The organism is Spirulina sp. LEGE 11439, from assembly GCF_059821285.1.
In genome coordinates this window covers 1-15,318 of record NZ_JCAMRX010000019.1, presented here as the reverse complement: position 1 = coordinate 15,318, position 15,318 = coordinate 1, and the positions used below count along the sequence as shown (strand labels likewise).

Annotated in this window: 15 protein-coding genes; all 15 read right to left on the bottom strand. The window is 38.9% G+C overall.

Going from position 1 to position 15,318, the window contains the following annotated elements; genetic code table 11:
- The gene (locus AC6RV6_RS14325) at positions 1 to 1,146 is read right to left on the bottom strand and encodes a glycosyltransferase (protein WP_500241540.1); all 1,146 of its coding nucleotides are present in this window, start codon (positions 1,144 to 1,146) and stop codon (positions 1 to 3) included.
- Positions 1,124 to 2,302, bottom strand: a complete 1,179-nt coding sequence (locus AC6RV6_RS14320; protein WP_500241539.1) for a glycosyltransferase family 4 protein — start codon at positions 2,300 to 2,302, stop codon at positions 1,124 to 1,126. The genes AC6RV6_RS14325 and AC6RV6_RS14320 overlap by 23 nt, the downstream gene beginning before the upstream one ends.
- Positions 2,303 to 2,308: 6 nt before the next feature.
- Complete coding sequence (locus AC6RV6_RS14315; RefSeq protein WP_500241538.1) at positions 2,309 to 3,430, bottom strand: glycosyltransferase family 2 protein; 1,122 nt, start codon at positions 3,428 to 3,430, stop codon at positions 2,309 to 2,311.
- The gene (locus tag AC6RV6_RS14310; RefSeq protein ID WP_500241537.1) at positions 3,427 to 4,338 is read right to left on the bottom strand and encodes a class I SAM-dependent methyltransferase; all 912 of its coding nucleotides are present in this window, start codon (positions 4,336 to 4,338) and stop codon (positions 3,427 to 3,429) included. The genes AC6RV6_RS14315 and AC6RV6_RS14310 overlap by 4 nt, the downstream gene beginning before the upstream one ends.
- Before the next feature lie 3 nt (positions 4,339 to 4,341).
- Complete coding sequence (locus AC6RV6_RS14305; protein ID WP_500241536.1) at positions 4,342 to 5,508, bottom strand: glycosyltransferase family 4 protein; 1,167 nt, start codon at positions 5,506 to 5,508, stop codon at positions 4,342 to 4,344.
- A 24-nt stretch (positions 5,509 to 5,532) separates the two neighbouring features.
- The gene (locus AC6RV6_RS14300; protein ID WP_500241535.1) at positions 5,533 to 6,492 is read right to left on the bottom strand and encodes a glycosyltransferase family 4 protein; all 960 of its coding nucleotides are present in this window, start codon (positions 6,490 to 6,492) and stop codon (positions 5,533 to 5,535) included.
- A gap of 207 nt (positions 6,493 to 6,699) precedes the next feature.
- Positions 6,700 to 7,716 carry a glycosyltransferase family 4 protein gene (locus AC6RV6_RS14295; RefSeq protein WP_500241534.1) on the bottom strand — a complete coding sequence of 339 codons (1,017 nt, stop codon included), beginning with the start codon at positions 7,714 to 7,716 and terminating at the stop codon, positions 6,700 to 6,702.
- Between the two features lie 24 nt (positions 7,717 to 7,740).
- Positions 7,741 to 8,490, bottom strand: coding sequence for a methyltransferase domain-containing protein (locus AC6RV6_RS14290; protein WP_500241533.1), 750 nt, complete (start codon positions 8,488 to 8,490; stop codon positions 7,741 to 7,743).
- A 28-nt stretch (positions 8,491 to 8,518) separates the two neighbouring features.
- A complete protein-coding gene (locus AC6RV6_RS14285) occupies positions 8,519 to 9,331 on the bottom strand; it encodes a class I SAM-dependent methyltransferase (RefSeq protein WP_500241532.1) in 813 nt (270 codons plus the stop codon).
- Between the two features lie 28 nt (positions 9,332 to 9,359).
- Complete coding sequence (locus AC6RV6_RS14280) at positions 9,360 to 10,082, bottom strand: methyltransferase domain-containing protein (RefSeq protein WP_500241531.1); 723 nt, start codon at positions 10,080 to 10,082, stop codon at positions 9,360 to 9,362.
- A 91-nt stretch (positions 10,083 to 10,173) separates the two neighbouring features.
- Entirely contained in the window at positions 10,174 to 11,028 is an 855-nt protein-coding gene (locus AC6RV6_RS14275; protein WP_500241530.1) for a hypothetical protein, read from the bottom strand.
- A gap of 4 nt (positions 11,029 to 11,032) precedes the next feature.
- The gene (locus AC6RV6_RS14270) at positions 11,033 to 11,878 is read right to left on the bottom strand and encodes a class I SAM-dependent methyltransferase (RefSeq protein ID WP_500241529.1); all 846 of its coding nucleotides are present in this window, start codon (positions 11,876 to 11,878) and stop codon (positions 11,033 to 11,035) included.
- On the bottom strand, positions 11,878 to 12,849 hold the full coding sequence (locus AC6RV6_RS14265; RefSeq protein WP_500241528.1) for a glycosyltransferase family 2 protein: 972 nt from the start codon (positions 12,847 to 12,849) through the stop codon (positions 11,878 to 11,880). The genes AC6RV6_RS14270 and AC6RV6_RS14265 overlap by 1 nt, the downstream gene beginning before the upstream one ends.
- Positions 12,850 to 12,873: 24 nt before the next feature.
- Positions 12,874 to 14,592 carry a glycosyltransferase gene (locus AC6RV6_RS14260; protein WP_500241527.1) on the bottom strand — a complete coding sequence of 573 codons (1,719 nt, stop codon included), beginning with the start codon at positions 14,590 to 14,592 and terminating at the stop codon, positions 12,874 to 12,876.
- A 38-nt stretch (positions 14,593 to 14,630) separates the two neighbouring features.
- The coding region (locus AC6RV6_RS14255) for a class I SAM-dependent methyltransferase (RefSeq protein ID WP_500241526.1) at positions 14,631 to 15,318 on the bottom strand (688 nt) is incomplete at its 5' end.

Genomic DNA, 15,318 nt, shown 5'->3' with positions numbered 1-15,318 from the left:
TTATACGATCGCCTCTCTAAATATATTTTGAGTTTGTTCTGCTAATCTTGCAACGCTAAAACTTTCTAGAATTCGTTTTCTTGCGGGATTATCGTCACTAAATCTCTTTGATTCTGGCATTTTATCAAGATAAGATAACCATCCCCGAACCAGTTCTTCGGGTTGTTGTTTGGGAACGACAAACCCTGTATTACTCACTAACCAACTAGAGTCTCCGACATCTGTAACCACGCAGGAAACTCCACAAGACATTGCTTCTGCGATCGCATTCGAAAATCCTTCACTCAGAGAGCAAGAAGTCACGATATCCAACGCATTATAAACTGCTGGCATATCATTCCGCATCCCCGTCCAAATCACATTTTCTGTTATGCCTAATTCTTCTACACATACTTTTAATTTTTGTGCATAGCTTTTCTCTCCACTCCCGACACAAACAAAACAGATATTTTTCTGGCGATCGAGTAATAATCGAGCCGCTTGGAAGAATGTAAAATGATCTTTAATCGGATCGAGTCTGCCTACTAAACCAATTAAAACAATGTTATCTTCAACATTCCATTCTAAACGAATCCGAACTCTCGCTTCAAGATCGGGATAAAATGAATTTATATCAATTCCATTGGGGATAACCGTCATTTTTTCCCGAGGAAAACCATGCTGAAGATGATAATCTCTCCCAGTTTGAGAATTGACGAGAATGCGATCGGCAAAGTGCGAGACAAGACATTCCAACTGAAAATTAAGCCGTGCAAACCAATCGTATTTACTCAAATCTAAATTAGAAGCACGAACTCCCCAAAAAATGCGGGTTTTAGGAAGAAAAATCTTGAGCCATAAAGCAATTAAATTAGAGGTACTGAGATAACCATGTAAAATATCAGGTTGAAATTGTCGGAGATGGTGAAGTAATTGAGCCAAGAAACCAAAAATATCCCAGCGATCGCGTTTTTGCAAGCAAATAGTTTTGACTGGACTATCGTGTAATTCTTGTTCTAATGTACCACCACCATAAAAATAAAAAATTGCAATTTCAAACAGCGTTTTATCCATTCCTTTAACTAGAGTCACTAATTGACGTTCTGCTCCTCCATATTCAAGAGAACGAATGAGAAAAGCAACTCTAATTCTTGATTTTTTCGGCATTTTCTTCAAGGAGTTCGCGAATCATTTCATCCCAGATTCCCATAATTCTCTCGACACTAAAGCGATCGAGAACATCGGGTGCATTTTGAGCAAAGCGTTTCCTTTTTGTCTCATTTTCCATTAAATCAGCCATTGCATCGCTCAGAGCCTGTAAATCATTAAAAGGAACTAAAATTCCATCAACTCCATCGCGAATAATTGCTCTCGGACCGCTCGGACAATCTACGCTAATTACAGGCAAACCGCACGACATTCCTTCTAATAAAGCATTAGGAAATCCTTCGTAATAAGAAGATAAAACTAAAAAATCCGCATGAGCCATGATTCTCGTCGGTTCTGGAATTCTCCCCGGTAAATAAACTTGTTCTTCTAACTTCAATTCTTTGATTTGTGCTTCTAATTCAGAGCGTAATTCCCCTTCTCCAAAAATCGTTAATTGCCAGTCGGGAAAGCGATCGGCAACTCGAGCAAAAGCTGAAATTAAAAAATCAAAGCGTTTAACCTTAGCAAAACGACCGAGAGCGACAATATTTTTATCTTTTTGATAGTATTCCGGTTTATTGGGTAATGGGGATTTTGGCGGTAAAATTGGATTGGGAAGAGCAACAGGATGACTAAACGGCCATTGCTTTTTTGCCCAATCTCGCGTTTCTTCGGTTAACATTACTATCCGAGTTGAAAATGGATAGGTCAAATTTCGCCACATTTTCCACCATAATGATAGAGGATGCTGTCTCGGATCGGTATGCTCGGCAATAATAATCGGAATTCTATTGAAAAACAAAGCTCGGATGACTAAAGCATTGGTAACATCCATAAAACTAATCACAATATCGGGACGAGTTTCTAATAGCCGAGTTCGCAAAACGGAAACCATTTTCCAGCGTCTTTCCCAACGCATTTTCATCCCTTTGAAACTGCGAGTTCTAATAATTTCTCGATACCATCGTTCTTCACTAAATGCTAATGGTTCGGGATAAATTCGAGGAATATAGGAAGGAAGGGTGTAAGCATCGGGAATTGCCGGCCATAAGGTCATTAACGTGACTTCATAACCGCGATCGTGTAAATTAGTCACCAGATCGACCATACAACGTTCTGCACCACCTCCTGCTAAAGAACTAATAACACAAGTAATTCTAATTTTTTCAGTCATAAATCTCTAATTATCTCTCGATTTAAGAAAGGTTTTAAATATTGTTTTTTTGATGGTTCGGTAGCGAGTCCAATCATCCAAGCGATCTTTCAAATGTTCTACACCAATATCAAAACATTCTTGAATAAAAGCCTGTTTGCGATCGCGATCCAAACTAACTCGTAGTAATGGCGATCGCCAACATCTCCAAGCCAACCAAAACCCTAGTTGCTTAGCGGGTTCGCAAATAATAAACCAGCGATCGCCGAGATATTTAGTAAAGTTTGGCTCTGCATAAACGCAAGTTTTTCGATTGGCTTTTCTAAGTTTATGAAACCATCTTTCAGTTTTGCCGATAAACTCTTCTGTATATTCAATTTGCCATTGCCACAAGCGCCGATGGAGTTCTAATTCCTCCATAGTAAATGATACATCGAGATCGTCAAATAAAATAGACCAAACGCGATAAGCACTTTCAATACGTAATTCTTCTTTATATGCTTGTCCCATTTGTTGGGGATGAAGTCGATACAATAATAAAACTTCTGGAATATTTGCTAAAGCAAAAAATTTAGAAGCTGTGACCCATAAAGCATAATCTTCACCATATTGATAAGAAGAATCATACTCTAAAGCGTGCTTTTGTAAAAGCGCTTTATTGAGAAAAATAGAAGGATGAGCTAATCCCATACCCAATAATAACCAACAGCGAATTGTTGCATCATCGGGAGGATAGGAATTAATATAACTGCTAGATTCACCAATAGTTTTCACCCGAGTGCCACAGACTCCAATTTCTGGATGCGCTTCCATAAAAGAAACTTGCTTTGCAAAACGTTCTGGTAGACTAATATCATCTGCATCCATTCTAGCAATATATTTGCCTTTAGCAAGCTGTATTCCTCGATTTAATGCAGTCGGTAGTCCTTGTTTTTCTTGGTGATATAAGCAAATACGATCGTCTAATTTTTCATATTTTTTTAAAATATCATTACTTTGATCTGTTGAGCCGTCATTGATAATAATAAATTCAAAATCGTGAAAGGTTTGACTAAGAATACTTTCAATAGATTCTGCCAAATAAGTTGGGCTATTGTGAACTGACATCACAACACTCACCAATGGAGCTTGATTTAACTTTTTGTTCATTGTTTATTGTTCATTGAAACAACTTCAGCCCAAATTTCACCCCAGTTAATTTGTAAATACTTAATTTGTAAACTTGCCGCTCTTAATTCTTCCTCAAAACTTTCACAAGTATATTCAGTGTAATGAGTAATATCGCTAAAATAAAACAGTCCTAATTCTTGACGCAAAGGAACGAGCCAATGACGATCGATCGCCGGGACTCTAATTAATATTCGTTCGGGGTTAATATTAGCTTGAATTTCTTGTAAAAATTGAACGCGATGTTCGATATGTTCGAGAACATTAGAAAGAACAATGACATTAAAAGATTGATTGAAATGATAGCTTAAAACATCTCCTTCGATAAAAGTTAAATTAGGATGAGGAAAACGTTCTTTCGCAAATTGAATTGATTCAGAATTGATATCAATTCCTGTAACAATTGCGCCAGATGTTTGGGCAATATCGTCAGCTAAAGCACCATTACCACAGCCAATATCTAGAACGCGATCGCCTTTTTGAATGCGATCTGTAAAAAAATCGTGATATTTTGTTAAGCGATGCTTGACATGAACGCCATTGTCATATTCTATAGCAGCGCGATCGATACGATTGGTGAGATTATCGTCAATTTCTAAAAGCGATCTCAGTGCCATTTTAGGATCTTGCCGAGAAATTTTATCTAAGAGCAAATTAAATCCTACATTCAATAAATCCCGATCGCTATCTTTTAAGTCCTCTTCTTTCTCAATTCGATTGAACCATAAATAAAAGCCTAAAAGCAATGAATCCCGATCTTGTGGCGTTAAACCTTCTCGCTGTGAAACTTTTTCCAGCCAAAGCGTAATAATGAGTTGAAAAAAGCGATCGGGAATCAGTGTAATAATTCTGCTTATGACTTGTCTAAATTGTTGCTTTATATTTACCATTTTTCAACTCAATAATTTCTCAAAAACCTCTCGATGTCGTTGCAACCAAGGACGCAAATCAAAATTTTCTACGGCTCTCGTTCTGGCAGCTTCGCTATATTGTTGGTAGCGATCGCTAACCTGTAGAATAGCATCCGCCAGATCGTGAGGATTCGGGGGTAAATCTCGTTCCCAATTTAACTCTGTTGGAATCCCAATACCGGCTTCTTCTCCTACTAATTCTGGAACTCCACCACTCTGAGAGTACACGATAGGAAGCCCGCAAGCCATTGCTTCAACAACTAAACCGGGGCAAGGATCGTTATATTTGGGATGGAGGAGAATATGAGCATTTTGAAAGAGTTCTGGAGCCTCATCTTGAGAATATTTTCCCAGAAAAGTGACGCGATCGCTAATTCCCAAGGTCTCAACTAAGTTTTTTGCAATCTGATGAGTTTCGGTTTCATCAGGAAGCCAACCCAAACGACCTGTCACCCATAAATATATATCATCGCGATCGCGAGCTAAAATCGCTAAAGTTTGCAAAGCAGTTTCTAAACGATAATATTGATACTGACTCCCTCCAAGAAGTAAGATAAGATTGTCGCGATTGGGGTTAGAAGTTGCTGGAGTAAACTGAGTTGTATCGACACAATTGTAGAGAATTTCCCAGTTATTTTTTCTCTCTCCTAAAAAGCGATCGCTGCTCAATTTACAAAACTTACTTTGATAAAATACATAGTCCGCCCCGTGAAGCATTTTAGCAAAAGGTTCGTTGGTTTTTTCCCAGTCTTTCCCATGCCAAGCAGGATAAGCAACCCCATTTTGATTCCAAAGAAATTTGACCCCTTTACGACGTGCTAACCAGAGTAATTGTTCTGAGTCTTGCGGTCTAGCACTGCTTACCATATAAAGAATATTAAAACAGCGCGGTGAATTGGAAAAATCTTCCTGCATTCGCTGAAATTTAACGATTCCTCCCCAAGCCACTTCTCCTAAACGGGGAATATAGTCATGACCATAAAACACGCTAATTTTAGGAAAGCGAGGACTTCCTCCCCAAAAGATTTTTAACCATCTTGCAAGTTTTGGTTTATTTTGCTGAATATACTGTTTTTGTTCGAGCCCCCAATACCATATTTTTAAAGGAATGTAAGCAATAATAACTTTAATTCTACGCAGTGGATTCATTATTTAAAAAATAGTTTTTCTTGCTTAAAACTCTACAAAACCGCGCATAAATTCTCGCCATAACGGAATTTGAGCATCATAAGAATTAGCCTTAGCTGTGTGTAAACCAGCCTCAATAATGCGATCGCGATCGCTCTTATGAGTCAAAGCATATTCTGCCCAATATGCCAAGCCCTCCACATCTTCAACATCCACCATCCAGCCATTTTTTCCATGCTGTATCAAGTCCATTGCTTGGCCGACTCTGGTTGTAACGAGAGGAACACCACTCGCCATTGATTCTAAAACAGCTTTTGGTCCTCCTTCCTGACGCGAAGCAATGATATAGAGATCTAAGGCTTGGAATAGTTCGCTAACTTCAGGATAATGGCTGAGGTAACGATGACAATAAGGAACTTTTAACCGTTCTAACCCTGTTTTAACATATCCTCGGGCGGGACCGGAAAGCAATACAAAAAGTTCGGGAATTTTAGATTTAAGACGCTCAATTGTTTTGAGAAAAACGTCGGGACCTTTAATAAGTTTGGGTTCGAGTCCTTCTTCCCAGCCTACCCCATCTTTCTGAAATGAACCCACAACAACCGCCGATTCAGGAATATCATATTTTTGTCGTGCCTGTTGGCGAGATTCAGAAGTTGGGGGAGGAAAAAAAGATAAATTGATCCCAATAGGAATTAAAAATACTTTTTCTGGTGCAATTCCTGAATCTAAGATAATATTGTGCATTTCGCTATGGGAAACTTGGAGACGATGAATTTGAGAATGAAACCGACATAGGTTTTGATAGCAATTGTCAAATTCAGGTGCATCTGATGTTCCGGGACGACCGTGAAAATAGGCAAATCCCGAACGATGCGATCGCTCTAGCCAACTGTTTTGTAAAAGAGTGAAATGACTACAATAAAAGATAGCTTGATTTTGAGCATAAGATAAAAATTTATCTTGTAGAAGGTGAATGCCGAGTTCCTGAGAAATTCGGTTCAATTCTCGTTTTTCCCAATCCAGAACCCACGATGCTGAGTCGCTGGAGATAAATAGACGAGAATGAGGTTTCCATCGCTCAATTGATGAGTAAGTTGCATTTTCAAGCGTATTATTGATTTTCTGCTGAATTCGTAAATAAAGAGATTGTAACACCGGTGAATTTAAGCTGATCTTTATAAATTGTAACAACTTCGTAAGATTTTATGATTATTTCTTACTATTTTGATTAAATCCCATTACTGCTAAATAAGACTCGGCAACTTCTGTTAAAGTCGGAAGGTTAATTTGACTCTGCTTCTCTTCATATTTTGTCACTAAGTGATTGAGCAAATCGGGAATTTCCTCGCGATCGCTAAATCCAAATCCGGCTTGACCAACAATTTCAGGATGTCCCCCACTCTTCAGATAAAGAGCGGGTAAGCCGCAAGATAATGCTTCTATCAAACTATTAGAACAAGGATCGTTTTGACTGGCACTAATATAAATATCGTGCTGGCGTAGTAATTCGGCCAATTGTTGGGAGTTAGCAGGAGGAATAAGGCGAATGCGATCGAATTGAATAGGAGAACGTCCGATAAAGGTGTAATCAAATTTCTGCCAATCGAGATATTTATCTAACCATTGATAGATTGCAAAACCTTTATTTTGATTATCCGACCAGCTACTCGATATTAAACGAATTTTGCGATCGCGATCGAAAGGCTTGCGTCCGCGATCGTGAAAAATTTGCGGATCGGCAGCATTCATAATCACATGAGGCTCTTTAAAATTTAATCCCAACTCAAGATGCTTGTTTAAACTATATTGAGATTGAAATATTGTTGCGTCTGCTAGTTCTTGGTTAATTTGCCAAATACGATCGTCTGTTCCATCGTCCCATCCTCGATAAGTTTGGATCGGGCCATCAACACGATGAATCATTTTACATGGAGATTTTTGAGCTTCTTTGAGTTGCTCGAAATCAAAATTAAACGAATTATAAAGGCAAGCTCGCGTAGTCCTAGAAATTGTATTATTTTCCAATCGAAAGCCATGATTTTCTAGTTCTCTCCATAAAGCTCGCATAAATTGATGTCCTCCTCCAGTAGGAGGAGGAACGAATTCATGAAAGAAGGAAATATCCGCTTGTCTCAATGGATCGCTCAAATGAGTTAGAGCTAATTTGCATAAATTATTAGTAGATAATAGTTTTGACTTGAGAATGAGAAGATAATGTTTTAGCATCTTGGTTGATATTTTCTAGCTCAACTATTTTGCCTCTCCCACAGGATAAATAGGATTGAGTTCCGATTTTTCATAACTAATGTAAGGAGTTGAGCGAGCAGTTTTAATTCCAGTTAAAACTGCTCTTTGATGACACAAGGATTTAGAATAAATATCCTGAATCTGCACTTCTTCAAAACCCACCATTTCCAACCAGCTTTTGATGGCTAGTCTGGAAGGCAGATGGGTAACAGTTGGAATATTTCTGTAAAAATTCGGATAATAAAGTTCTACAACATTTAAGTTCTCTAATTTGCGATCGCGAGTTGTTGCACTCTCGATAATGACTTTCCCTTCTAAATTCAGCAAATTATAAATTCTTTTGAGAATCCTGATTTGTTCGACGTTATGATATAGAACTCCACTACACAAAATCAGATCGAATGAACCCATTGACTCAATCTCTTGGGGAGAAAAGTATAAAATATTGCCTTCAATATAACGAGTTTTGCAAGCAATATTGGGAAGCCACGTTTTGACTAAAGGTGTCTTTTCTGCTAAATCAATCAGAACTAGCTCTGAGGGATTGAATCGATCTAATATCAAAGAATCCAAGCCATGTTTGGGGCCAATTTCTAAAATTCTTTTTCCTTGTAAATTCTCTAAAAATCCAGTTGCCCTTAAAGCCGATAGAACAACTCGCTCCCCTGACATTTCTGTTAATCTTCTTGGATCGTAAATTGAATACCAAAACCTTGCGAGTTTTGCTGACAGGTTTTTGAAAATTTCCTTCAAGGATTGACCTCCTTTTGATCGATTGAATTTATTGGATTTTTTGGGCAATCGCGAGGATCATGTGACCGACAAAGCGGGTGGGAATCACTCGATATAAAATTGGTGTAATGAATCGCTCGAGCCATGTACCAGATTGAATGGGAAGATCGCAAATTAACATTCTTTTTACGCCTTGTTCGCGGCCAATGGGTTGAATGTCTAAAACTTTAAATCTTTCTAGGGCTAGCTCCCTCTCTAATTCTGGGATTGTAAGTCGCCACTGGTAAAAGCGTCTTGCTCCAGTATATCCTTGTTCGGGACTGTAAGTTTCATCCCAATGAGATAATGCTCTAGAATCTCGTAAAATATGTCTCCAATTGTGATAAGGAACGCTAATAAATAAGAAACCATCGGGTTTAAGAATTCGGTAGGCTTCTCGAATACAATCTCCTAAGCCATTTTCAAAATGCTCGAAAGTTCCCCAAGAAAAGTAAGCATCAAAGGTTTCATTTTCAAAGTTAGTTTGACGAATATCTCCATGAAAAAACTGGCGATCGCGAAATAATTCTTGCAAGCGAGTAATGGTACTTTGACTAATATCCAAGCCGACGACTTCAAAACCGCGATCGCCGAGAAAAATCGTCCACTCTCCCAAACCGCATCCTCCATCCAAAATCTTACTTCTTGGCGGTAATTTTTGCAGCCAAGGATTAATGATTTGATATTCTTCTCGTATGGCAATGGTATGGGCATCGGGTAATTGCGTTACGTTATCCCAACGTTGAGACCAAAATTGTTCTACCCATTCTTCTTCATTAGCCGCGATCTGTTGTTCTGAAATAATACTGTAATCTTTTTTCATCTTTACCTCTTTTAATATTTTGATTGAATTAAAACTTTTTCACGGCAACAATACCAAAACCTGTTGTAAATGATGATAAAAATGAATTGGATTGAATGGCAGAAATTTTCTCTTGTTGGAAACTCCATTTCATAAAACGAGAAAAAATAATTTGCATGAGCTTGGAAAAACGTCGAGGAAAACCCAAGTTGTAAAAATACTGTTTGGCAAAATCTGCTATTACTGAATAAAATAAGCCTTGTTTTTCAATTATAAGATTTTGAAATCCAGATTTTTGTAATAGAGAACTCCAATAAAAATCGGTGTAACGTCCAAAGTCTTGCGGATCTCCGTGAATGCGAAACAAAAACGGCACGCAAATTAAAACCATTCCATCTTTTTTCAGAACTCTGAAAATTTCTGCGATCGCTTGCTTGGGATTTTCAACGTGTTCTAACAGTTCAGAACAAATAACAACATTAAAAGACTCGTCATCAAAAGGAAGATTTTCCGCATCGGCAATAACATCAGGCTGAGTTTCTGGATTCAGATTGACGTAAACGACTTTTAAGTTATATTTTTCGACATCAAATTGACCTCGCTTACGAATTTTTTTGCCGCCCAAATCTAAGACTAAAGTACCTGAAGGTAAATTAGGGACGTGGCGAGAATAAAATTCATCTACATAATAGCGACGTATTGAGTAAGCAAGATCGTCAAATTTTGGGTCGAGGACATCAAAACTTAAACGATGAGATGGATTAAACTCCATAAAAACTAATTTATTGATTTCATCCTAATACTATCAATATTAAAAGCAATTGTCTAGCATTTTCTACATTTTATGCTGAGGCAATCGCCTTCTAATTAGGAGTTGTAAATTTCCATCGATTTCCCGAAAAGATAGCCACAAAAAAACCCGTAAAAGCCAACAAAGCTGAACGCAAACACCCACGATCCCGATGCCAATATGTTTCCATGTGTATTGTACAAACCTTTAATATCCAACGAGTCAATATTTTTTTCAGGGATTGACGATCGGATACATTATTCTCTTCCATACCACCGCGATAAAGCTCCGATATCCACGGACTATCACAATAGGTTTCCGATAAGAAACCAAAACAATCGCGATCGCGACAAATAGATTGCCATTTCCCGCAAGTCGCCCGCAAACTCAAATTTCCAAAGCCAACCGTCAAATGCCACGGATCCCAAAAAATCTCGAAATCTCCGATCGCTTCTAAAGATTGGCGAGTCGTTGCTAAAAACGAGCCGCGAACCACATCATGGGTAAAATTTCGCTTGGGTGGTTTCCAGTAAGAATGGGCGTAACATTGAGGGTGCGTATCTGCCCAATTCATAGGAGGCATTACTCTGCCATTGCCAATCACAGAATATTTTTCCAAAAGTTGTAAGCAAGCTGCAACAAAACCAATATCTTTAATCTCTAAATCATCGTGCATGAAAAAGATATAGTCAAAATCTCGCCATTTTCCCCACTCGAGAAACTGCTGGTAACATCCCCAGTCATAACCAAAATTAGGCTGAATTAAAACATTTTCGTGCTTGACATACTCATAAAGCCATGCCGGAATTTGCTCGGCTTTTTGATGCGAAACGACAAATAGAGTTGCACCTTCAATGAGGGTTAATTTTTGGTAAGTTTCGCGATCGCCATAATGCCAACCTGTTATACAAAATGCAATCTTTTCCATTAATTTAGTTTACAGTTCGATCTGCTGTTAATTGTTTGGGAAGAATGACACTTAAACCGTGAGGAGTATCTAAAATCATTCTGATATGGTGTTTGCTCTCACCGCGATCTAATTCATTGCTCATCACGTCCGAGATCCCAAAAACTTCTGCTAAAACATGACGTTCCCAATGGCCTGTCAGACTGGTAATCCCTAAGTAGTCTTCCTTTGCAAGCTGCATTTGTGGGTTGCAAAGACCTCGACTACAATCGTGAATCACTAATATCCAATCTGAATTAGTGAGAACAGCTTGCAAGACATTTTTAAGTAAATAGTATGGGTGAGCATCTAAATAAATAATGCCAGATTTATAGCAATCAAAAATATCTTTTTTTACAGTTTCTGTTATATCTTTAAGGATTAAATTTGCTTCATCTGGAGAGAAATATTGAACAAGATTAACAATGTCAAAACAGGTTACTGAGACATCAAGAGCGAGCTTTTGGGAGAGGTCAATAATACGTCTAGTGGAACGACCGTGCTGTGTTCCGATCTCAATGAAATTACAGGGGCGAAAATGAGAGGCTAGGGTATAAATAACAAAGGCTTCTTCTGTTGAGAGGGTTTTGCGTTCTCCTAGCACTTCTGCATAATTTTTCTGTTTGGAGAATGCTTCATACTCCGACCACATTTTTTGCAGCGTTAACAATTCGATATTGAGTAAGTCTTTTAGACTGGCTAACAATTTATCGATATCTGTCGCAGTCGGAATGTAGGGTTGATAGCTTATTTCTGGGGTTGAATTTTCGACTTTTCGTTTGAAGATACCCATTGCGTCTAACTTTTCGATCGCTTTATTGAGTATACGCATTAGCTAAACCTCTTCTGAAGAAATTTGACAAGGATTTGAGGATTTTCGAGAGATGCACGCAACAGATAAAAGTAAGACAAAATGGGAGAACTCTCTGCACGGGCAATGTTAGCACAATATAGATGAACAGAACTCATAGTTTCTCGTTTTAACGATCGAATCTGAGGAGGCAAATCCGATCGCGCAAAAAATTCTGCGTACATTACAGGAATCTCATCGAGCCATTCTTTCCGTCGAGAGGTTGATTTTGCCTCGGGGTGATGGCGAAACTGCGCTAATGTTTCTGGGAAATATTTTATTTTGCAGCCAAACCTCAACCTGAGAAAAAATTCGCGATCGAGGACGACTTGCCACCTCGGATCTAGCTTTCCCACTCGAGCGATCGCGGATTTTCGCCACAAACTACCAGGTTGTGGAATTGGCATTTTTAAAGTTCGCAATATTTCCACAAAGGACGACTCTGCACCCTTCCGTAAACCTTTCACTTTACTAAAGCCATCAATAACTTCAACGTCTCCATACAAGAATTCTAAGTCGGGCTGAGTGTGGAAAATTTGTAGGGAATAATTCAGGGATTCTCTGTTCAGACAATCATCTGAATTCAACCAACCCAAAATTTCTCCCGTTGCTAAATCCAAGCCTTGATTAATCGCATCTGCTTGACCGCGATCGCTTTGACTATGCCAATAAGCTAACCAAGGTTCGTAGCGTTTAATAATCTCCACACTATCATCGGTAGACCCCCCATCGATAACAATATATTCCAGATGAGGATAGCCTTGGAGCAGTACCGATCGCAGGGTTTCTTCGAGGAATTGGCCTTGATTGTAGGAGGGCGTTACGATACTGACAAGGGGATAGTCCGAACGATCGATAGGTGAAAGGGAAAGCGATCGCCAATCCTCTGTCCAAGGCCAGCCAGATTTTCCTTCTACGGAAGGTAAATCGTCAACAGTTAGTCGCTTGTTCATAAACTTAGAAATCTAGCTTTTCCATTAGATTTTTAACGTGGGGAAAATTGGCCAATTACAGCGATCGCGGATGAAAATAAGCGATAATTTTAGAAAATGTTTGGGGGAGTGGATGGCCATTTTCAGTTTTTCTAGCAACCAATCTAAAGGTAAAACCAGAGGCATTAACCAAAAGGGATAATGAAATAAACGAATGTAGGTTTCTCGGGCAATCGCGAGGTCTCGATGAACCCTCCTTAACTGAATCAGAGTATTTTTAGCTAGGTCGATATCTCCTGTTTGTTCTGCTGCTTGTGCTAAGTACAACAAAACACGCCAATGATTACAACCCAGTGCGATCGCATCGGAAAATTCAGAGACCGCTTTTTCGTATTGGCCGAGTTGTTGACAAATCAAGCCAGACCACAATTTTAGATTGGCATCATTTGGGTAATAAAAGGAATAATTAGAGACTCCATTGCGAAGTAAGGGGGAAGAGAAAGCGATCTGGCGATCGCTCTCCAACAATACTTCAGTATTCTCAGAGTTCAGACTAATTTGAAATTGTGATGCCGTATTTCCAAGAGACTCGACAAAGCATTCTGCACCCGAAAGAGCCTTGATTTCTCCGGTTAAATCTTCAACAGTAATGGGTTGCTCAAGCAAGCTGGACTCTGCTGCCCTTCCCCAAAGGCGTTGTCGTTTGGGTTGTTGCATCATTTTTTCGTAAATGGGGTGAAGTTGTTGAATCGCATTTTCAGCCCCAAAATGTTGCTGAGCATATTCTCTCGCATTTTTCCCCAGTCTCGCCCTTTCTTCTGGATGGTGATAGAGATATTCAATAGCTTCTTTATACTCCTGTGAATTATTCACAACGAGTCCTGTTTGATTATGAATGACCAGACGTTTAACCCCTCCATAGGGAAAGACGACCGGAGGAATACCACAATACATTACGTCTTGTAAAACTAATTCCGAGGCCGCATAGGTTTCTTCACAGAGGGGATAGCCAAAAACATCTAAGATTTCGATAATAGATTTAGGGTCTTCCACATAATCAATAAACTCAAATTTGCTCTCTAGCCCCAGTTGGGTCACTTGCTGCTGTAATTCATTTTGAGCGCGTCCTCTCCCCACCGTAATGATTTTGATATTGGGAAGATCGATACTGGCACTCATGCGAATATAATTCGGGTGCATCTTGACAAAACCAACCGTCCCCATATAACCAATATTGAAGGTATTGTGGGGTTTGGGTTTTATATCGATACAGCGATCGAAATCTGTTCCTCCAAAGACCATTCCTGTTTTAGCTTGTTTGACATCAGGAGAAAGACTTGCAAAAATTGGATTCTCCTCAGTATAAGGACTACAGCCTAATATCTTATCTGAATATTCTACTAAGTCTTGAGTAATGACTTGTGGCGGGTTATGAGCAGCCACCCAAATCCAGACTAGCAAACGCATGGGTGGGAGAGGCGATCGTAGAAATTCATAAATATGGGGGTTATTCCAAAAATGAACCTGAACAATATCTGCTCTTTGAATTTCATCTAATATCTCCTCTCGACTCGGAGCATCAATCAAAGACAAACTAGAGTCTTGAATGAGATCAAGAATTCCCATTTGAGCCGGTAATAAGGAAATAACATGATGTTGATAATTTCCAGAGCAAGCAGAAGCAGAGTATTTAGCAGTTGCTATTAAAGAGCGAGCAGCACCTCCCCGAGTCAAAGATTGAATAATGTGTAGAATTCTGAGCATAGTAGAGAGAAGAGTCAGAAATAGTAAATTTTCGATCTCTATTTACTTGCCTCAATAAATAAAGAATCTGGTTTGCGAACTCGACCATCGAGCATCACATCAAGATAATACTGTTGAAAATCTGCAATTCGAGATTCTGAAGCATTACAGACTTTAACATCTTGAAAGCCAACTTTTTTGAGGAGAACTTCTAGAGAATAGCGATCGTACATCCATTGATGAATTTCTCCACTTTGACGAAATTCACCAATTTGTTGAGGAGTTAGTGCAATATCAGATAGAGGTTTTTTATCTCTGGAGCGCAATTTGTTAATCATTATCTCACCATCAACACCTAATCTTGTTAGAACAAATTCCTCATTGGGAATGGGGTTTTGAGCAAGATAAGCAGCCATTTCTCCTCCAGAATTGTTTCGCACAACTTGATCGTACATCTCTAACATTATCCATTCATAGTTAGCAGCCCATTCTGTAGAACCTTTGCTGGCTTCTTCTAAAGACTTTAAGTACAAACGAGCGATTTGTTCGAGATCTGGGACAACAATTCTAATGATACCATTCGGTTTTAAAACCCGATAACATTCTTGTAAAAAGGTTTTGACTTCAGATTTTGGTAAATGTTCGAGCAAATGAGAGTGATAGACAACTTGAAAAGATTTATCAGGAAAAGGTCTCAGTACAGGACAAAACTTGCAAAAAGGCATGGGAAGAGGGTTTGATAAAAAT